The 19,413-nt window shown below is 33.8% G+C and carries 20 protein-coding genes; 13 read left to right on the top strand and 7 right to left on the bottom strand.

Annotated features, from left to right (window positions below; all coding sequences use genetic code 11):
• Positions 1-158 precede the first annotated feature (158 nt).
• The 5 genes from MY533_RS11990 (at position 159) to MY533_RS11970 (ending at position 5,785) form a co-directional block, all read left to right on the top strand.
• On the top strand, positions 159-743 hold the full coding sequence (locus MY533_RS11990; protein ID WP_248719202.1) for a TetR/AcrR family transcriptional regulator: 585 nt from the start codon (positions 159-161) through the stop codon (positions 741-743).
• 33 nt (positions 744-776) lie between these two features.
• Positions 777-1,382 carry a GNAT family N-acetyltransferase gene (locus MY533_RS11985; protein ID WP_248716130.1) on the top strand — a complete coding sequence of 202 codons (606 nt, stop codon included), beginning with the start codon at positions 777-779 and terminating at the stop codon, positions 1,380-1,382.
• A 184-nt stretch (positions 1,383-1,566) separates the two neighbouring features.
• Entirely contained in the window at positions 1,567-2,601 is a 1,035-nt protein-coding gene (locus MY533_RS11980) for a hypothetical protein (RefSeq protein WP_248716129.1), read from the top strand.
• Positions 2,602-2,756: 155 nt separating this feature from the next.
• The gene (locus MY533_RS11975) at positions 2,757-3,656 is read left to right on the top strand and encodes a hypothetical protein (RefSeq protein WP_248716128.1); all 900 of its coding nucleotides are present in this window, start codon (positions 2,757-2,759) and stop codon (positions 3,654-3,656) included.
• Positions 3,657-4,771: 1,115 nt separating this feature from the next.
• Positions 4,772-5,785, top strand: a complete 1,014-nt coding sequence (locus tag MY533_RS11970; RefSeq protein WP_248716127.1) for a DUF418 domain-containing protein — start codon at positions 4,772-4,774, stop codon at positions 5,783-5,785.
• Between the two features lie 512 nt (positions 5,786-6,297).
• Here MY533_RS11970 and MY533_RS11965 read toward each other — a convergent pair.
• The gene (locus MY533_RS11965; protein WP_248716126.1) at positions 6,298-6,783 is read right to left on the bottom strand and encodes a tetratricopeptide repeat protein; all 486 of its coding nucleotides are present in this window, start codon (positions 6,781-6,783) and stop codon (positions 6,298-6,300) included.
• 316 nt (positions 6,784-7,099) lie between these two features.
• Here MY533_RS11965 and MY533_RS11960 point away from each other — a divergent pair, with 316 nt between their 5' ends.
• Complete coding sequence (locus tag MY533_RS11960; protein ID WP_248716125.1) at positions 7,100-7,945, top strand: alpha/beta fold hydrolase; 846 nt, start codon at positions 7,100-7,102, stop codon at positions 7,943-7,945.
• Positions 7,946-8,073: 128 nt separating this feature from the next.
• Here the strand turns inward: MY533_RS11960 and MY533_RS11955 are convergent, their stop codons facing one another.
• Positions 8,074-8,448 (bottom strand): ribosomal maturation YjgA family protein, encoded by a 375-nt coding sequence (locus MY533_RS11955; RefSeq protein ID WP_371873350.1) that lies wholly within the window; start codon positions 8,446-8,448, stop codon positions 8,074-8,076.
• A gap of 184 nt (positions 8,449-8,632) precedes the next feature.
• A complete protein-coding gene (locus MY533_RS11950) occupies positions 8,633-9,190 on the bottom strand; it encodes a GNAT family N-acetyltransferase (protein ID WP_248716123.1) in 558 nt (185 codons plus the stop codon).
• Between the two features lie 366 nt (positions 9,191-9,556).
• Here MY533_RS11950 and MY533_RS11945 point away from each other — a divergent pair, with 366 nt between their 5' ends.
• Complete coding sequence (locus MY533_RS11945; RefSeq protein ID WP_248716122.1) at positions 9,557-10,315, top strand: class I SAM-dependent methyltransferase; 759 nt, start codon at positions 9,557-9,559, stop codon at positions 10,313-10,315.
• Between the two features lie 74 nt (positions 10,316-10,389).
• Here MY533_RS11945 and MY533_RS11940 read toward each other — a convergent pair whose 3' ends face one another.
• Positions 10,390-11,163, bottom strand: a complete 774-nt coding sequence (locus MY533_RS11940; protein WP_248716121.1) for a DUF1266 domain-containing protein — start codon at positions 11,161-11,163, stop codon at positions 10,390-10,392.
• Between the two features lie 464 nt (positions 11,164-11,627).
• Here MY533_RS11940 and MY533_RS11935 point away from each other — a divergent pair, with 464 nt between their 5' ends.
• Both MY533_RS11935 and MY533_RS11930 read left to right on the top strand, forming a co-directional pair.
• The gene (locus MY533_RS11935) at positions 11,628-12,473 is read left to right on the top strand and encodes an MBL fold metallo-hydrolase (RefSeq protein WP_248716120.1); all 846 of its coding nucleotides are present in this window, start codon (positions 11,628-11,630) and stop codon (positions 12,471-12,473) included.
• Positions 12,474-12,884: 411 nt separating this feature from the next.
• Positions 12,885-13,298, top strand: a complete 414-nt coding sequence (locus tag MY533_RS11930) for a VOC family protein (RefSeq protein ID WP_248716119.1) — start codon at positions 12,885-12,887, stop codon at positions 13,296-13,298.
• A gap of 342 nt (positions 13,299-13,640) precedes the next feature.
• Here MY533_RS11930 and MY533_RS11925 read toward each other — a convergent pair whose 3' ends face one another.
• From MY533_RS11925 to MY533_RS11915, 3 genes are all read right to left on the bottom strand, one after another.
• Positions 13,641-13,904 carry an AraC family ligand binding domain-containing protein gene (locus MY533_RS11925; RefSeq protein ID WP_371873249.1) on the bottom strand — a complete coding sequence of 88 codons (264 nt, stop codon included), beginning with the start codon at positions 13,902-13,904 and terminating at the stop codon, positions 13,641-13,643.
• Between the two features lie 133 nt (positions 13,905-14,037).
• Complete coding sequence (locus tag MY533_RS11920) at positions 14,038-14,952, bottom strand: class I SAM-dependent methyltransferase (RefSeq protein WP_248716118.1); 915 nt, start codon at positions 14,950-14,952, stop codon at positions 14,038-14,040.
• A gap of 135 nt (positions 14,953-15,087) precedes the next feature.
• A complete protein-coding gene (locus tag MY533_RS11915; protein WP_248716117.1) occupies positions 15,088-15,786 on the bottom strand; it encodes a YetF domain-containing protein in 699 nt (232 codons plus the stop codon).
• Positions 15,787-16,121: 335 nt separating this feature from the next.
• Between MY533_RS11915 and MY533_RS11910 the strand changes: the two genes are divergently transcribed.
• From MY533_RS11910 to MY533_RS11895, 4 genes are all read left to right on the top strand, one after another.
• Complete coding sequence (locus MY533_RS11910; protein WP_248716116.1) at positions 16,122-16,928, top strand: aminoglycoside adenylyltransferase domain-containing protein; 807 nt, start codon at positions 16,122-16,124, stop codon at positions 16,926-16,928.
• A gap of 291 nt (positions 16,929-17,219) precedes the next feature.
• Entirely contained in the window at positions 17,220-17,729 is a 510-nt protein-coding gene (locus MY533_RS11905) for an isochorismatase family protein (protein ID WP_248716115.1), read from the top strand.
• A 375-nt stretch (positions 17,730-18,104) separates the two neighbouring features.
• The gene (locus MY533_RS11900; RefSeq protein ID WP_248716114.1) at positions 18,105-18,386 is read left to right on the top strand and encodes a hypothetical protein; all 282 of its coding nucleotides are present in this window, start codon (positions 18,105-18,107) and stop codon (positions 18,384-18,386) included.
• A 23-nt stretch (positions 18,387-18,409) separates the two neighbouring features.
• A complete protein-coding gene (locus MY533_RS11895; protein WP_132360896.1) occupies positions 18,410-18,985 on the top strand; it encodes a DUF1697 domain-containing protein in 576 nt (191 codons plus the stop codon).
• Positions 18,986-19,413: the final 428 nt, after the last annotated feature.

Raw genomic sequence — 19,413 nt, 5'->3', positions numbered from 1 at the left:
GAACATTCAAAGTACTATCCGTTTCAGTAGTATAATTCTTTTTGAAAGGCTACATTCAACAGCTGGACACTTTGTTTTAAATGATTTATGCTAATTTCAAATGATATGTTTATCTATCAAAAATGATGACTTTATACAGAAAAAGGGAGAGATTGATGATGAAAAAAGAATTATCAGCGTTGAAGGAAGCGAGATTTAATGCAATTCTTGATTCGGCTACTATATTGCTTGTTGAAAATCCTACTGCTTCGATGAATGAAATTGCGGAATATGCGGGAATTGGCATTGCTACACTTCATCGCTACGTCGAAAGCAGAGAGAAATTGATGCTGTTCTTGGGCCATCGCGCTATACAACTGGTAAGTGAAACTGTAAACCAGATTCCTATGGATGAGGAAAGTAGCGAAAACTATATCCCGAAACTCATTGAAGCATTAATCCCCTTAGGTGACAAAATCTATTTTTTAGGTCATGATGCATCTGTATTTAACAACAAAGAATTAGGTGAAGCCGAAGTGAAGGTAAGGGAACCCATACGACGCGTTATTGAGCTGTTACAACAAAGAGGTTACCTTCAGCAAACGGTTAGCAGCGAATGGATTTTGAATACGCTTTATGCCATGCTTTTCCATACATGGGAACAGGTACATGAAGGTAATGTGCCTAAAAAATCGGCTGCAGAGCTTTTCTTAAATACGTTTTATCATGGTTTCAAAGCAAAGGACGAGTCGAGAGGGGATTGAACTGATAAAACATAAGAAAAGGAGTACTAGGAAATGAATCAATTCACTATTGTAAAGGCTGATCATCAATCTATGGTCGGCGCCAAGCTAAATGTAATGGCATTGGAATACATGGCGTTTCCACTTGCAGGAACAGAGGACAAGAACAAAGTTGAAGGAACATTTCGTACCCTATGGCGGCAGGAGAACAATCGTTTTAGTCATCAATACGCTTATGAAGCTCAAATGGACGGGAAAACTTTAGGGATGATTACTTGCTATCCCATACCTGTTTTAAATCGTCTTCCATGGCCAACTTTTAAACAGTTGCTTTCATTGCGAAAGCTGGGTCTTGTTATTTATAACATTCTGAATATTAAAATGTTTTATTCTATGATTACCATGAAGGAGGGAGAAGATGACGAATTTCACATCGGAACAATCGCCTTATTACCCGAAAGCCGGGGACTGGGAGTAGGTACCAGGCTGCTTGAGTTTGCCGAAGAACAAGCCTGCCTGCAAGGCTTTGCCAAATGCTCTCTGACGGTAAAGAAAGAGAATCATCTTGCCGTTAAATTGTATCAGAGGATAGGCTACCAGATTACAGGTGAAATCAATAAACCAAAGTTATCGTTGTACAAAATGGTTAAAAATTTATAAAGCAGGGTTCAATAGAAGTGCATCCTACGAGTTCAAATAACTGGGAAGAAATAAGTGGGCATTATATTAAAGAGTTCTGTAACTTTATGGCAGAGTTTGATACTCTCGGATTAGAATTTTTGAAAAAAATCCAATTATATTCTCGTCTATTACACTGAATCTAATTTTAGGAGGTCAATATAAGATGAATAAAAAAATTCCATTAATAATGGCGACAACGTTAGTATTTTGCGGAGCTGTTTCAGGATTAAATTTGACTAAACCGGCATTAGCAGCAGAAGACAGTAATGTACAAGATGTAAACAATCTCCCATATAAAATATCAGAAGAACTAACTCGAAAGATTGAGGGAGCTTCGCCATCAGATGTATTCTCAGTAATTGTTAGTTTTAATAAAACACTTAACAAAGAAGACTATGCGAAACTTGAAAAGGACATTGGTGAATTTTCAAGAAGATATACTTATGATACCGTTATTAGTGGTTTTGCTGGAGATTTAACCAAAGAACAGCTTTTATTGTTAAACAAAACATCGTTTGTCACACTTATTGATGTAGACCAGATAGTAACAAATTATGATGATATCATTGTTGAATCAACTTTTAGCAAGGATAGAAGTGGATGGATCGGTGAATTTTCTGACTATCCACATCAAGATAAAGGTCGTTATAAGCTCCAATTCTCCCTTAAGTCACTACCTAAAGAGCTAAACAATAAACGGAAAGGTCTATACGTAAGTGGATATAATGGAAGCGACGATTTATTTATGTTTGTTAAGAAGAAATTGGATGCAAATGATCGGCTAAAACCAAATACAAAATATAGTGTGACATTTGATTTCGATATAGCCACAAATGCTAGAGATGAAATAGGTGTAGGTGGGTCTCCTGGTAAAAGCGTATTTGTGAAAATTGGTGCAACCAATACGGAACCGATCCCGGTTATGGATGAAACAGGATTTTATTTAATGAATATTGATAAAGGGAATCAAGGAGTAGAAGGTAAAGATGCATTTATTATTGGGGACTTGCAAAAAACGACAATAGATAGTGAGAAGTATGAGGTAAAACCTTTCAATAATAACCAACGCCCATTTATTGTTGAAACTGACAAGGATGGAGAACTATGGTTATTTATTGGCACAGATTCCGCTTTTGAAGGTGTTACGAGTATTTATTATCCTCGTATTAAAGTGACCCTAAAGGAAGTGAAAGAATAGAAAAACCAGCAGTAATTTGTTGTTCACTTAATACCTCAAAGAATAGGCATATGCTACGCCAGTCAAAAGTTTAATGATTTGACGAATGAAATCAATGAAGTCAAATAATAAAAAGTTTCAGTTGATTAATGACAAGAAATTAGGGGGCAAATGCCATGAAAAAAATACTTTTTATCCCCATGCTTCTAAGTTTCAGTATAATAAGTGCATGCTCTGATAAAGAGGAAACACCTAATGTGCCGAGCAAGCCACAAGAGGAGCAACAATCTAACGTGCCGAGCAAGTCACAAAAGGAGCAACAATCTAACGCGCCGAGCAAGTCACAAGAGGAGCAACAATCTAACGAACCAAACAAGTCACAAGAAGCGCATCTATCAATCGAAAATCAGGAACCGTCCAAAACAAATAAGGGAAACACAGAAGCATCTCTTACACAAGCTGATGTACTAAAAAATATTAAGAGCCAGCTTAAAACTAATTTATCTATAACTTTACCAAAAGGGCTTCCGATATCAGATGGTACATTTTTAACTGCAACAACGAAGGCGGAAGCTAACCAAGTTGAAATATTATTTTTTGAAAGTAAAAAGTATTTGCCAATTAATGATCCGAAGCTTCAAAATTCAAAAACAGCTACTGTAATTGCAAGACTAGTAGTAAAGCAATATCAGAATGCTAAAGAAGCAAATGAGCAAATTGCTTTTGTGAACTTTAGTCAAAATGGGGGTCAAGAGGTTGATCTTGGCTATAACATTAAAGGTTATCAGGATGCAGGAGCTGGTTCATTATGGACTGGTTGGAATGAGGGTAGATGGGCAATTGAAACACATACACGAACAGACAATCCAAAAGCAGGTGTGAAGCTTGCAAAACAGGCAGTCCAATTTCTAGAAACACATATGCTACCAATTCCAAAACAAAACGGTTTTGCACGCTTAGATGTTTATAAATCAGGGAGTTTGATTGTTTGGCAAGACGAAAAACTTGTTTATACGCTTGATTCAATTAAAGAGCCACTTAAAGCACTTGAAATGACCACAGCTTTTTACCATTAAAATGGTTCCTTCATAGGATATCTGTTTTAGTTATGAGTATGGTGTGAAGACATTTGGTTAGATAGAATCGCCAAACGGATGTTTTGTATTAAAACTTTTTTAGTCACGTTAAGCGCCTGAGTTGAATTAGGCGCTTTTCAAGTTGTTAGGAATTGCCTATGAGAGAGAACAATTTGTAAAAGATCATTACATGCAGGGAAAATGATTTAAATAAGATTTCTGTAATGGATATTGTATGATAAAGTTAGAATTTTGCAACATCTGGAAGAGTTAAGATAATCTAACATATGTAAAGCATGAAGAGTCATTAGGTAGTACGGCTGTGTATGTAAGAGCAGTACCGTGTAGCAGATGTTAACTGGAATAAATAAATTGGGAAGGTAGCCCCGTGCAAAACTATACAAAGTTTTCTACATGTTTATATATTTTGATTCTACATAACAGAAAGGCAGTAGTAACAAGGTACAGATCCTTGTTACTACTGCCTTTTTCATGAAAGTAACAGTTATTGGATATAATACAATTTCTTGAAGTAGTAATACTAATGCGTTTCCGTTTTAGTTTTAGAAGAGATCCAAGATTGCATGAGAAAAAATAGATAAAGATTTAGTGGATTCTATTCAAATAATTTCCATAGTTTAATTCGAGATGTAGCTTTTCCTATCGTTACAATTTAGTAAGATTATATTTCCAATTGTAAGCGGACAGTTATTCATTTGAACAAAGAAAAAATATATCCTTAAGGTAATAATAAAACCAATGAGTTTTCTACTAGCAAACCTTATTGGTATGGGAGGAATGTTGATTACTATATTTTGTAGTTATGGTTTAAATAAGAAATCTAATTATGATTTATCATCTACAGATTTAACAGAGTACTTGCAGATTACAAAAATTAAGAAAATCTAAAAAATCAAATGGATATTGAACTTTTATTAAGTTCCTAAGGAGAAAAAATGGAAAAGTGTGAGTTAATTAAATTAGTGCTTTAATGGGGGAGATGGAAACCTCAATACTATCGGTTAAATGAAAATTGCGAAGGTTGTATGTGAAGCACAAATTAATTTTGGGAATTTTTAATACTAGAAATATAATTATATATTAGGAGAATTAAAATGAATAAACTAAATTCGTATACACGAATAGACATTATGGATTACTTACGAGGATTTGCTTTGCTGGGGGTACTTATTGTAAATGGTTACCAGGTTTTGGGTTATTTCTCCTTTAGTAAGTTACACGATAAATTATATTATATATTAAGTGGGATATTTTACCCTATTTTATTCTTTTTATTTGGATTTGGGTGTTATCTTTTTATGAATCGATCCACACAAAAAGCAAACAATAGATACTTTTCGTTTTTACGCAGACTTTGTTTTTTATTTGTATTAGGACTTATCCATACATTTTATGCACCGCAAGGAATTCAGGATGTATTAATGATTTATGCTATACTCGGCCTGTTTATTATAATATTTTTCAAAAGAAATAAGTGGACCAATTTAATAGTAACGTTTACACTAATATCCTTTTCTATTGTGACATCTTTTCTCTATTATGGTGAGGGAATAGTATGGCTGGAATTACTATCCTTCATAAGTAAGGGGCTTTCATTTATGGTGCTAGGTTTTACGATGGGGCAATTTAATTTTTTTGAAAATGTCTATGGAAAATTAAAGTATATTTCGATTTTTTTATGCGTTAATATTTTTATTTTTGTATCTTTAATTTATGTAAGGGGTTCAGGGTTAATTCCCGTTTCAGGAATTGAAATGCTAGAAGATTATAGTGGTGCCTTTATGATGACTAGCAGTCTTCTTATTATTTTACAATGGGATAAGGCAAAAATGATTTTAACACCATTAAAGTTCTATGGACAAATGTCTTTAACAAATTATCTTGCACAAAGTGTGTTACTATTTGTGTTTAGTATCATAAGTGGTTTTACACCTTTTAATTCATTAATTGTGTGCTTTATAATTCACGCTATGTTAATTACTTTTAGTATTGTTTGGTTAAAGTATTTTAAAATGGGGCCAGTTGAATGGTTATTAAGATATTTTACATATTGGAGTAAAATTCCTAATAGAAAGAGATCAGTTAGAAACAATTTAGAAAGTGTTTAAATGACTTTATATACATTCTAAGGAGATAGGTTAAAACAAGAACTAGGGCTGATTTCCATTCGGAGGGCGGTCGATAAGACTTCGTATCTTAACTCGCTCTAGAGTATCATCTATGACGTTAAAACAAAAGAAGTAGCTCGGACTTCACTTCAATCAATCGCTGACTAATTGGTTTTCGTTGCTATAAAAAATAACAGATTATCCGACATTATATATTATAATTACAACATCTATTCTCGCACCCAATTTATTATCATAACAAAATATTCCCGTTAAGAAAATCAAGAGAGAGGGAATGCGTGTTCTTATTTTACCACAGGATTTATCAAATTGAAATGTTCAAAGTTAAACAGCTATAAGTCGTTTCAATGTAAACCCTATTTTCCACTATCTTATCAAGTAGAATCCTGAATTTATCGCGTACTCAAAGTAATTTACTTTAACGGGGTTTTAGGTATTTTTTAGTAATATGAAAAGATCAGGTTCAACTAGGAGCCTGATCTTTTATCGTGTTATTCCCAAGTTTGATCTAGCTTATCGCTGTAAAATTTAATGGCCTTGCTATATTTTTTTATACCTTTATGATTAGTAGTATGAATTACTGTGTTTAATAAAGTTTCCATAGCCTTTGAATGCTCGCTAAGATTATAAAGTGTCATCGCATAGAAAACCTTTAAATGTTCGGCTTCTGGAAACTCACTTAAGGCCTGTTCTAGTATACGTTTTGACTGTTCATATTGCCCTAATGCACGATAGGTACTACCTAATCCTAAATAAGCATCTACTAAAAATTCGGGTTTAAGCCCTAATTGAATCGCTTTTTCATAGTGAGGGACAGCCTCTTGTTCTTTTCCTAATGAATCATATGTCCATGCACATTGAAATTGGTAATATCCATTTTCAGGCTCATCTTTAACTAAAGTAACCATTAATTGATTTGCTTCTTCTAATCGACCATCCTCTCTTAATGACATGATGTGTTGTATTCGCTTATCCATTTTTGTATCCTCTATCTTTCTATTTTTTCCAATATTTAATAATTTTAAACTTTTAAATTCATATTGTATACTTAGTTCAAGTTTTAAAAATTTCACTTTTCTATATTATCAGGCATATTAAATAGATAAATTAATCTGTACGAAATCCAACAACTGGCTCAACGCTTGTTTTTTAATTAATAAAATAATAATGGGGTGAAAAGAATGCTTGATCGTTCTATGGAGAAAACACGGGAATGTTAAAAAGAAAGGGAGTGATAGAAAGAAGAGTACAATGAAATGCTCTTCGATATAAAAAGAAAAGAGGACGATTATAATGAATAATTATCAAAGCATCTTTAGTGAAGGATTTGATTTAAAATATTGTGTGAAGGGACAAGGTAAGCCGATATTGGTGGTGGGTAGCAGTATATATTATCCGCGCTTGTTCTCGGAAAATTTATATAAACATTTTCAATTTATCTTCTTAGATCATAGAGGTTTTGTGAAGCCTCCACGTTCTTTAAAGAAAGAAGATTATACTATAGATAAAATTGTTGAGGATATCGAAACAGCAAGACAATGGCTAAAGCTTGAGGATTTCATCATATTAGGACATTCTGGGCACGCATTTATGGCTTTGGCATATGCCGAAAAATATCCTCATTATGTTCAGAAGGTCATTTTATTAAATTCAGCACCGACAAACAGTCAAGAGAGACAGCAGCAAAGTTTTTCATTTTTTAATGAGACTGCTAGTGCTGAACGTACAAAGCAATTCGAGCATGATATTGCTTTTTTAGAGAAGGATATTCACAATGATCCTGAAAGACGATTTGTGCATATGTGTATTCGCATGGGGGCACATAGCTTTTATGATTATACGTTCGATGCTGCTTATATGTGGAATGGCGTCTATACAAATATGGAAGTTATTGATTACCTTTGGGGTGTAGCTTTTGCTGAACAAAATCTAATCCAATCTATGGCTCACTTAAATAAACCTATTTTTGTAGGGTTAGGGAGATATGATTATTTAGTCGCTCCTGTTTCGCTCTGGGATGTCATTGATGATTCAAATGAAAATGTAAAGAAGGTCATTTTTGAAAAAAGTGGCCATAACCCAATGTTTGAACAACCGGCTATTTTTGATGGAGAATTGATTGATTGGCTTAATGAATAAATGACCAATACTTTCAACAAAAGTTTGATGAATAGCCTATACTAAATAAAAATGTACCCTATAAGATAGGCACTAAAAAAGTCTCTCTTATAGGGTAATTTAGTTACATGGAATATGACTAGAGAAACTTATGTCAAAAAACGGTTTGATTTACGAGAAGTGAGCGTAAGTGCCATCTTATCTAATACAGTAGCTATTATAATCCCGACTGAATATCGAACCAAATCCGCTACAAGAAAACCTTTGCCAAGTATTAAAGCCCCGAGCGTTGTCCCACGAATCTGATTAATCCAGTGTTCCTGATACAACTGGCTAAATTCTATGCCGAAGCTAAACAAAAAACTGAGCCAAATGGCTGTTAGGATACTCTTATGCACTAGCAACAATCGAAATCCGAAGTAGACCATCATAGCCCAAAGCATGTCTCCTGCGTTCTGCGCTACAAATGACGGAAGTAGAAGACTCCATTTTCTAGATGCTAAACCTAAAAAGATGGTGATCACAATAGTTATCAAATATGCTATTCGGATATTAAGGTAATGTAAGTTGCTAGATTTATGCTCATTAGTCAATAGAATCACTCTTTCGGTTGTTGATATTCATTCATTATCTCATATTTAATGCCCGAAAGATTGATGTGTACATACTTTTAACCAAATATTACCAAATAATTTAGTTCACCGTGTACTATTCTTTAAGTAAACCGTATATTTCTAAATCTACAACTCCTTTACCAGACCAGAATGTAGCTTGTCTTATAAGTCCTTCTTGTGAAAAACCATTTTTCAAGAGCACCTTTTTAGATGCCTCATTTAATGGCATAACCTCAGCCTGTATGCGATTTATATTTACTTCCTCAAATAAAAAATTGACAATTATTTTAACCGCATCTGTCGCAAGGCCCTTACCCCAATAGTTCTCTGCTAAAAAGTAACCAATCGTAACCATATTCACTTTTTGATTAAAATCCATTGCTTCTATAATGCCCACTAATTGATCGTTATGTGACTTTTGAAAAATGCCCCATTTAATTCTCGTTTTCTTTTGATAATCTCTGTCAAAGTGTCCAATCATTTTACGTACTGTTTGGATATTATGCTTCGGGATTATCCCACAATAGTCAAAGACTTTTTCATTATCATAGATTGCAAATAATTCTGGTAAATGGGCATCTTCAATTTTCTTTAGCACAATATTTTTGGAGCTTAATAATGGGAACTCTGCAAACACTTTTTCGATATTCATAGCATACTCTCCTTATTTTTTACATTTTTTCGTACATTATATTGTAGAAATGATTGGAAACCAATCTCTTTTTATCAATCTAAGCATCTAAATGGTGGGATGTATGACTTATGTAAAGTTGATTGGAGACTGGGCGACACCTTGAGAATCCGCGTCACAGATGAGTAGGGGGGAAGCGACAGCAACAGTGATTATTGAAATAAAAACATATTGAAAGGTATCCCTTAGTTTTGTATAATTTTACTATATTATACAGAAAGTGAGTGATTTATGATGAAAGTCAGCTCTATTTTTCCAACAAACCAATATAAGGTGTGGAAGAAGTAAGAATAATAGATTCTTCTGCACGAAATCGGAGGAATTGAAATGTATAGTAATTACGGACCTTTATGTACAGAACTTTATGATTTGACAAAACCAGTCGGATATTCTATTGGTGGGGATATTGAATATTATCTTGAACGCTTAAAAGGAACTGAAGGAAAAGTACTTGAGGCGGGAGCTGGCTCTGGACGCTTCTTAATTCCTTTACTTGAAAATGGATACGATGTTGAAGGAATTGACTACTCATCTGAAATGTTAGATTTATGCCGAAAACACTGCTTAGAAAGAGGGTTCAAGCCAAATTTATATGAAGGTAACTTAAACAATTTTTCATTAGACTCAAAATATGAAGCGATTGTTATGCCGACAGGTTCGTTCTGTTTAATCGAGAATTCCAAAGATGCGATGGATGCATTATTATGTATGTATAATCATTTGATCCCTGGAGGACGCCTAATTGTTGACATGCTTTTACCTACAGACTGGCGAACAGGGGAAATTACTTCATCCTACTATGAAATTTCGCAAGAGGACGGAATTGCAATAGAAAGAAAAGCCGTTGAAATGAACTGGATCGAGCAATATACGCTCACCGTTTTAAAATATGAAAAATGGCGAAATGGTAAATTAATTGATTCAGAGTTACAAAGATTCCCATTAAGATGGTACGGAATAGAAGAATTCAAGCTTATATTAACAAATATAGGTTTTTCTAATATTACTTGCTCGGCTGAATATGTTTATAACAAGAAGCCTTCAAAAGAGCATTCATTAATTACATTTGAAGCTGTTCGCAAATAAATATACCTGCTAGATATTAGTTAAGAAAGTAGCTAATATCTAGCAGGTTTTTAGATTTAATCAATTCTTTTTTCTCATACCTTGTCCAATGCTACAGATTCCTGTACCGTTGATCGCTTAAAGTTAAATTCATTCCAAATCGAGTCTTTATCATCCAGCAGTTCTTTTCCTTTCCAAATGATATCGTTAATTTTACCTTCGTAAGCAATGGCTCGACCAAATGCAAAGGAAATAAAATATTCATTCCAGGATTGGAAGATAGGGCTGGCGGCGTTAGCAGCTCTTTCTATATAGTTCCATGCCTGGTCTTCTGTTAAATAACCAACTATGTAGCTCCATCTTGCAATATTTATAGCTCGCTCAAAATCCCATGCAGCAATAGTGTTTACCTGATCAAAATCGGATTTCGTAAAGGAAAGCCTTTTCATCATCCCTTCTTGGGCGGATTCATAGCATTCCTTCGATTTCCCGACTTCTTCCTCTGTAAAAGACTGACCCGCTTTCAATGCCAGAAGCAGCTCATTAAACTTCGTACGGTGTCCTTCCGATAGCAACCATTCCAGGGTTTGTATAGCCTCCTCAGTATTATTAACCTCCCATGCAGCAGAAAGACCATCTTTCAAAATTTCAGGATTTTCCATCACCTGCAATGTCCGGGGCGACTCAAGTCGATAAAGTGCGAGGATGGCGCCGTAGGCAAGCAAATGCTGCTTCTCTTTTGGTAAACGGTTAGCCATCTCCATTTCTGTTCGTTGTTTTTTATTCTTTTTATTAAATACATTGACCGCTATAGACATACCCACGAAAATTAAAACTATAATTCCTACAATAATTAGAAAAATCTTCAAACCATCACGTTCCTCTCTATTTTTTTAATTTTGTACAGTTTAAATGAGAATCTCTCACTTCTAATAAATTATAGTAAAATTATACATCTTGAGTAAATGATATACAATACGACTATTTAATTACTTATTATCGATTGAAGGATGCATTGATTGGCTGAAGCTTTTGCATGAGTGAAAGAAAGGAGACATGGAGCGGAAGTTTGCTCTGAACGTTTCATAATGTTGGAGATTAATCATTTGAAATTTTGATTCATGAAGAGTTGAAATAATGACATCACTATCAAGTGAAGATGGAAATGCATGTGATAGAAAATCGATTGAAAATAACAAGGATTGATTAATATCACTACTAGATTTTAGATAAGAAAGTCGCTAAGTATAATCCATTTTTTTCTTGCTTTATTTTTACTGTATAAAGGAAAAATATGATTGTTTATATTTCGATGAAGAAAGAAGGGTTTTCCATGCATAAAGATATGAATTATGGTAGCGACTTTAAATATATTCCAGCAACATCGATTTGGAGTGGAGATGGTGTAGAAGTATTACCTGATTTATACCAGCATACGATTCAAATTGTTAATATCGTACTCTACGGTGAACCTCATAAGAAAGAGTTCGTATTAGTTGATGCAGGCATGCCAAAAAGTGCAAAGGAAATTATTTCAATAGCCGAGGAGAGATTTGGCTCAAATAGTCGACCTAAAGCATTAATTTTAACACATGGACACTTTGATCATGTTGGGGCGATAATTGATCTAATTGACCATTGGGGTATGCCGGTTTATGCTCACACATTAGAATTACCTTATTTAACTGGTATGAAAAATTATCCTGAAGCTGATCCTGTTGTCAATGGTGGCGTAATAGCGAAAGTATCATCAATTTTCCCGAATGAAGCCATAAACTTAGGAAACAACGTTGAGGCGCTTCCGTCAGATGGGAGTATTCCATATATGGATGGTTTTCGTTGGATTCATACGCCGGGTCATACGCCAGGGCATATATCTTTATTTCGTGAAGAGGATCGAGCGTTAATTGTTGGAGATGCATTTGTTACGGTTAAACAAGAATCACTCTACAAAGTGTTGCTTCAAAAAAAGGAAATTAGCGGACCGCCACGATATTTCACGACGGATTGGCAGGCTGCTTGGGATTCCGTTAAAAAATTAGAAGCATTAAAACCTTCAGTTGCTATTACAGGACATGGATTACCGATGAAGGGGGAAGAGCTTGCTAGAAATTTGCATAAGTTAACGACTGAATTTGAGCAGATTGCTTTACCTAATCACAGCAAATTCTTGAATTAACATTATGTAGGACGAAGAAGTAAAATAAAGGTATTCGTTCTAGATAAGAAAAAAGGCGGCACTTCCAATTGACAGTTGTGTCTAACAATTGAAGTGCCGCTTTTACGCTATTACCGATTAAATTGTCGTATTTTCCTTGTTCACCTTAATGTTATAGGACTGATGATATCTTTATCAGTCATGCTTGAGTGCATGCCCATTTTTTATGTTCTATAGTGAATATATCTATCATCAAAAAACGCTGTAGCACATAAACTTGCTACAGCCTAAATTGGTTCATGCCCCTTGATGGCGCAATATCATATATTTTATCATAAGATACTTTATTGTAATATATTTTGTTTTTTACAACATTTCAATAATAAATAAAAAGATTATTGACAAAAAATAGACACTAGAAAGGGCGATCGAATGAGTTTAATTAGAATAGGAACTACTTATATTCCAGTCAGCAATGTTGAACTGTCATGTGAGTGGTATGTAGGTAAATTGGGAGCTGAATGTAGTTACCGAGATAGTGATAAGGCTATTCTTAATTTTGCTAATCAAAGCTTTTTTCTTGTTAGATCCATGAACAATCAAAGCTCAAATTTCATTGATTGCTATGGGAAAGAGCATTTTTCGATTACCATTGAGGTAGACGGATTAAGTGCATTAGAGATGATTCATAAAATTTTTAAAGATAAAGAAATTAGAGTTGGGGAAATTGAAAATAGGGGGCATTCGGGAAGGAATTTTGTTTTTTACGATTTAGATGGAAATAAATTTGATGTGTGGAGTGAGCTGAGTCCTACTTATAAAGAAAAATACAAGGGTGATGAGTAAACTAATATGAAAAGGTTATTCCGATTCCACTAAATTTCCCAGACAATTATTTGAAGGTGGGGAAATTTCGAGAAAGAGAGACGAAATTTTATCTTGCCCGATCGAGATAGAAATACGCTAGGAGTTTGTCAATAAACTATATAGAAACATTATTTTCTGAACAGAAGATTAATAGAGGGCCACTTACTATTATAAGTGACCCTTAGTAACAAAGCTTCGGAGGTGTAAGACTAAACCAATCTTACATTACTAACATATGATACGATGTTATTTTTGCATAGTTAATTGCCTGAGAAATAGTGTAACTTCTATCAGATGGTTTCAAATACCCGCTGAAAGAAGTTAAAGCCTCAGGCGAATATCATTTTTTATAGGCATAAATGCTGAGGGATTTAATTGTTCTGATTCTATCACAATACCAGTTAATCCTGTATCCGTTTTAGTTTCATGCCATTCATCCTTTTCCCAAAAAACTGCATCACCAGGCTGTACTTGATAGTATTGCGCCTGTTCATTTCTTACAAATCCTTCACCTTCAATAATTAAGAGAAGCTGGGGAACTACAGCTTGATGATAGCCAATAACACCGTTTTCTTCTAAATACATACACCCAATACTAGGGTGATGCTTCAGTTTCAATAATTCTAGACATAATAAAACTTGACTTAAATTTTGTTATATTTTTGCCATTCTCTTTGGACAATTGATAAAATTTCATTTGATTCCTCCAAGCTTTAAATTATTTTTTCACAGCATGGACGTAGTGAATAGTTTCAAAGGCGGTTAAATAATCTTTTCGATTGTTAAAATAAAGCTCATTAATTGTTTCTGGCGATAAATGTTCGTAAATAAGCAGACCTGAGTTTTCTAACATTTTTTCCATTTCTTTATAAGTAAAACATGATTTCATCGGTTCACCACTTGCTGCAGCCATTTTTACCATGTTATCTACTCGGTTTGATATTCCTTGTTCATTAAATAATTTCTCATCTGCATAGTCCAACACTATCGAACTTCCTGTTGGTACACTGGCAAATAAGAGATCAATTAAACTTGAAATTTCATCTTTCGTCAAATAATAGGAAACACCTAGTAAACTAAAAAAAGTTTTTTTATTGCCGAAGCCGCTATTCATTAGCTTTTGATATGAAAACTTTTTTGTGAAATCCAACGAAACGAAATGTACATTTCTTGGAAGCTTTAACTTGACTTCAGCTAATCTTTTCTTTTTAAATTCCTGTGTTGCAGGGTGATCAATTTCAAAGATTTTTAAATTGTTTTCAAGTTCCGGGTGTCTTAGGCTAAATGTATCTAGCCCTGCTCCGAGGATAACATATTGCTGTAAACCTAACTTGATTTCATTTAACAAAACTTTTTCACAATATGCAGAACGTGCCAAGGGGGTAGGGGAGAGCTGAGTTTGCACAATCCATTTTAATAGCTCTTCCGTTTGTCCATTTAGTTTTACTGCGATTTCTTTGTTAAAAAACTGGATACCTTGAACCATATTTTTTTGAATATCATTGAACTCTTGTTGTGTGATTAATTTTTTAGCTAGGTAGTCATCAAAAATTTTAGGGGTATCGAAATGACTATGATAGGCTCTACTAAAAGCTGAGATTAATGAAGTTAAACTGGATTCATCTTTGTTCATACAAGTACACTCCTTCAAAAAAAATAGGATTCCCCTGGCCAGGAGAATCCTATTTTACAGATAAATTCCGTAAAAGTAAATTATTGCATAAAATACTTTTTTTGTCAAGTTTTATGCACTGAGAAGTCACTAAATTTAGAAAGCTCCTTCATCAAATTTTTGGATAAATATTTTTCCGTTCGGTTGAATTTCTGCATAGAAAACTTCTTCGATTGATTGTATATTTTCCTTTTTTAATTCGTTGTCTAACCATTCTCTACTTTTTCCAACTTCCAATAGATTTTGTGTCAATAGCTTCCCATCTGTGATAACTTCAATGGGGATAAAAATCGGAGGTGGAGGAGATATTTTTAAATCTATCTTTTGCGTGCCTTGAAATTCAGGCTTTTTCAAAATACTAAGCATGCCATTTGGTTCTAATATTGCATAGTCAATTTCTGTAATTGAAAAAATTTGATATTGTCTAATCATCATCGTAAGGTCATCAATATTTATTTTAGTGTTTGCTAAAGCTTTTCTATCTATTTTTCCCTTTTTAATAACGATTGTCGGTTGTCCATCAAGGAATGTTCTTGCTTTTCCGGATTTTAGTGCGATATAACTAATTAAAGTAGTAAGCGCACACCAAACAATTAAGCTTAGTAAAAATTTTGTGAAGACAATTGTTTTTAAAATTACCATGTTGGCTGCAATGGAACCAATTGTAATACCAGTTACGTAGTTAAAGAAGGTTAAGTGACTTAGTTGTTTTTTTCCTAGAAACCTCGTAAGTGTCAGAAGAACGAAAAAAGTAATAACCGTTTGAACAACTACTTGTATATAACCTGTGTACAAATTCTCCCACTCCTTATCTAATCCCTAGAATACCCAATGAAATTTTAAAAGATACCTCCATACAACAACACAGGTAGATTCAAATTTATAGTTATTAAAAATCTAACAGAATCAATACATTATTGGATCTTCATCATAAGTAAAGATTTCCGTTTTGCTTCGTTACTCTATCGATAATCCCTAAGGAGTCGCCACGTCTCCAATCAACGTATTAAGGTATACATTTCTACAAATTGTATTTCTTATCTTTAGCAATAAACTTATTATTATCAATAATGGGAAAAATACTTTCGTTTTGGTAATATAAGTATTATCTGATTAAAAGGAGAGTTTTTATGGATTCTAGAGTTCCTATGCAAGTTCGAAAAATATTAAATGAATATATAACCCTATTTCAAAATAAACTACCAAATATCCTTGAAGGTTTCTATTTACATGGTTCAATTGCTCTGGATGCTTACATAAACGGTTGTAGTGATATCGACTTTATTGCAGTTGTTAATAGATCCTTAACCGAAGAAGATGCGAAAGTAATAGCCAATCTTCACAAAGAATTAAATCGACAATACAAGGATACAGGTATGGATGGATGTTATTTACTTGTTGAGGATATTGGCAAGAAACAGAGTGAAGTAAAAGGCTGTTTAAACGTCAACGAAGGCAAAACAAATTGGGGAAATGATCATATTAACCCAATTACTTGGTGGATTTTAAAAAATAAAGGTATAACAATTTTAGGACCGGATGTAACTACATACAGCTTTAATGTAGATGAGAGCGTGCTTGGTGAGTATGTACTAGGAAATATGAACAGCTATTGGTCGAATAGATTAAAAAAAATTAAAAAATATAAAGCATTTTTAATTCCAAATAAATTAGTTGACTTAGAAGTAGAGTGGTCAATAACAGGGGTTTTACGGCAATTTTACACACTGCAAGAACAAGATATTGTTTCAAAAGTAGATGCTTGTAAATATGCAATACATCATTTACCAGAAGAATTTCATAATATTATTAACGAAGCCATTAGTATTCGAGAAGGCTCCACTATTCGTTATTGTCATTCGAAAAAACAACGCATTGATGACACTATTCAATGTATGGATTATATACTTAAGCAATGTAATAGTGTTAAAATTTAATAAATTGTGGTTGCATCAAAAGTTGGCGATGACATTTTTAAAAACGTATGTCATGTCAATAAGTCAAAACGAAAATCAGCCATGATTGCGATGAGCTTGAAATGTTAATTTTACCTATATGATACCTTTTGTGGGAAAATATGATAAAATTAATTAGTCTTAAATGACAATTAGGCTTTAGGGGGTAGATAGTATGAACAAAAAATATGTTAGCGCCGTGATAAACAAAAAGGGGAAATCGTCTAATTAATAATTATATCGTGTTTCCTCAAATTGAAAGGGGAAAATGATTTGAATCAAGCTCTACTTATTATTGATGCGCAGCAACAATTAATGGATGGTAATGAGAATGAAAGGGCTGTTTTTAAGAAGGAACAGCTTATTAGAAATATCAATTTAGTCATCGATAAAGCAAGAAAATCCAGTGTTCCAGTCGTCTTTGTAAGGGATCTCGATGTTGCTGAAGGTAAAGCGAAAGGATTTGCTATTCATAATGGCATTAATGTTCCTAATGAAGCAAGGGTATTCGATAAAAAAGCAACGAATTGTTTCCATGGGACTGAACTGTTAAATCATTTTCAATCTCAAGAAATTAAACATGTAGTTGTAATGGGCTGCTCGACGCAGCACTGTATAGATAGCGCCGTAAGAACTGCGACTATTAGTGGTTTCGATGTCACGTTAGTTGGTGATGGTCATTCAACAGCGGGTAGTGATGTTTTTAGTGTAGAACAAATTATAAAGCATCATAACAACATGATACGTATAGATAAGAAAAAATGTATAAGGGCACTCATTTGATGGGTGTCTTTTCTTTTGGTGATAATACCTCTAATATACAAATTGCATTTAGTATGTTTAATATATTAACAATACTGAACAATACGAGGTGTACTATGAAAAGCATACTATTAAACGAGAGCAAAAGGTATTAATTAAGGATTTGGTACTTATATTGAGTCCGCAGGTGGTGCAAGGTCACTAGGTAAGGTATGGGGATACTTGTTGATATCAGGTGCTCCAAGATCACTTGATGACATGGTGAATGACTTGCAAATAAGCAAAGGTATAAGCATCATTGTCCGTTCGACAAGGTGTTCATATTTCTTTAATTCGTAAAGTAGACAACGGATATTAAGAGAGTCTTTTTCGATTGATAAGAAGATGTTGCTTGCAATGAAAAAAGCACCATTTCCAACTCATACTGATCAATTGCATCAGATAAAGTCATCTACGCTTGTAATGGGTGGCGAAGGAAAAGTTTTAACAGGCGTTGATGAAAGGAAAGGATCCCAAACTATTTTTAACCATATTCATAATGCAAAACTAGCATTATTCAAAAATGCATTCGACCCTTTAAGTACGATGCGCCGAGATATTTTTAATGAAATGATTATTGATTTTCTAGAGGATAAGCCATTGAAGCAATATAAGGATGTAACTATTATTAGTAAATAAATTAAATGGAAAGGTAGGTTTGTATGTCAATATATATTGCACTACTTAGAGGAATTAATGTAGGCGGGCACAATAAAATAATCATGGCAGAATTAAGAAGTTCTCTTGAGCAACTAGGATTACATAATGTGAAGACATATATCCAAAGTGGAAACATCCTTTTTGAATCAGAGGAAAATGAGGAGCTTTTGCAAACGAAAATTCACGAAAAAATTAAAGAGGATTTTGGGATCTCTAGTGCTGTTGTCATTAGGACAGCAGATGAAATACAACAGATTGTAAATCAATCCCCTTTTTCAAATCAGGAGATTTCAGAAGCGGAGCAATCCTGTAAGGGGGAATGCTTGCATGTTGCTTTGTTGCCGGCAGCTCCTTCGAAGGTCAATAGCGACATTTTTTTATCCTATGCAAACGAAAGAGAACTTAGTGTCATTGATGGAAGAAATGTGTATCTATTATTTTATGACAGCATTCGAAACTCCAAACTCGGTAATCATCTGAAAAAGCTTGAAATTCCAGCAACTGTACGTAATTGGAAAACGCTCATAAAACTTTCAAGTATGGTTGAGGAATTCAAACATAAGAAAAGTGAACAATGATTTTGAATCTGGTACTTAAATGGCTGAATAACCAAAAATTTCATGATTTGTTCAGAAATTGTTTAGAATTATGTGGTAAACTAGTAATGTCATGGTTAACAGACGAACACGCATAAAAAAGTCTAGGTATTCACGGCACTGAGTACCATTTTGAGACAGTAAGAAAACACCTTATTTTACAGCCAGTTGACGGTATTGAACCGGCGACTGGTTGTTTAATTTTGTCAATACATACATGTAAGTTAAGAGGTGATTGTTCGATTAGAACAATCACCTCTTGTGCTAACGGAGCAGATTAATGCTAAAGGAACAATTTTAATGGGTATTATTTCATTTAATAAAGCCATACTTTATGTGATGCTATGTTCTTTTAATGCATGAGCGTTCTGTTTAAAAATTTAAATAAGATTGACAATTGTTGATTACAA

The organism is Lysinibacillus sp. Ag94 (assembly GCF_023242215.1).
GTDB lineage: Bacteria > Bacillota > Bacilli > Bacillales_A > Planococcaceae > Lysinibacillus.
The sequence above is the reverse complement of the archived record's forward strand: the minus strand, read 5'-3'. Positions and strand labels throughout refer to the sequence as shown.

Excerpts from the sequence above, each read along its gene's own strand:
- MY533_RS11900 (WP_248716114.1), top strand. The coding sequence starts at position 18,105 with ATGAAAAAAGCACCATTTCCAACTCATACTGATCAATTGCATCAGATA.
- MY533_RS11970 (WP_248716127.1), top strand. The coding sequence starts at position 4,772 with ATGAATAAACTAAATTCGTATACACGAATAGACATTATGGATTACTTA.
- MY533_RS11975 (WP_248716128.1), top strand. The coding sequence starts at position 2,757 with ATGAAAAAAATACTTTTTATCCCCATGCTTCTAAGTTTCAGTATAATA.
- MY533_RS11945 (WP_248716122.1), top strand. The coding sequence starts at position 9,557 with ATGTATAGTAATTACGGACCTTTATGTACAGAACTTTATGATTTGACA.
- MY533_RS11920 (WP_248716118.1), bottom strand. The coding sequence starts at position 14,952 with ATGAACAAAGATGAATCCAGTTTAACTTCATTAATCTCAGCTTTTAGT.
- MY533_RS11935 (WP_248716120.1), top strand. The coding sequence starts at position 11,628 with ATGCATAAAGATATGAATTATGGTAGCGACTTTAAATATATTCCAGCA.
- MY533_RS11895 (WP_132360896.1), top strand. The coding sequence starts at position 18,410 with ATGTCAATATATATTGCACTACTTAGAGGAATTAATGTAGGCGGGCAC.
- MY533_RS11950 (WP_248716123.1), bottom strand. The coding sequence starts at position 9,190 with ATGAATATCGAAAAAGTGTTTGCAGAGTTCCCATTATTAAGCTCCAAA.
- MY533_RS11980 (WP_248716129.1), top strand. The coding sequence starts at position 1,567 with ATGAATAAAAAAATTCCATTAATAATGGCGACAACGTTAGTATTTTGC.
- MY533_RS11925 (WP_371873249.1), bottom strand. The coding sequence starts at position 13,904 with ATGTATTTAGAAGAAAACGGTGTTATTGGCTATCATCAAGCTGTAGTT.
- MY533_RS11990 (WP_248719202.1), top strand. The coding sequence starts at position 159 with ATGAAAAAAGAATTATCAGCGTTGAAGGAAGCGAGATTTAATGCAATT.
- MY533_RS11960 (WP_248716125.1), top strand. The coding sequence starts at position 7,100 with ATGAATAATTATCAAAGCATCTTTAGTGAAGGATTTGATTTAAAATAT.
- MY533_RS11965 (WP_248716126.1), bottom strand. The coding sequence starts at position 6,783 with ATGGATAAGCGAATACAACACATCATGTCATTAAGAGAGGATGGTCGA.
- MY533_RS11930 (WP_248716119.1), top strand. The coding sequence starts at position 12,885 with ATGAGTTTAATTAGAATAGGAACTACTTATATTCCAGTCAGCAATGTT.
- MY533_RS11985 (WP_248716130.1), top strand. The coding sequence starts at position 777 with ATGAATCAATTCACTATTGTAAAGGCTGATCATCAATCTATGGTCGGC.
- MY533_RS11910 (WP_248716116.1), top strand. The coding sequence starts at position 16,122 with ATGGATTCTAGAGTTCCTATGCAAGTTCGAAAAATATTAAATGAATAT.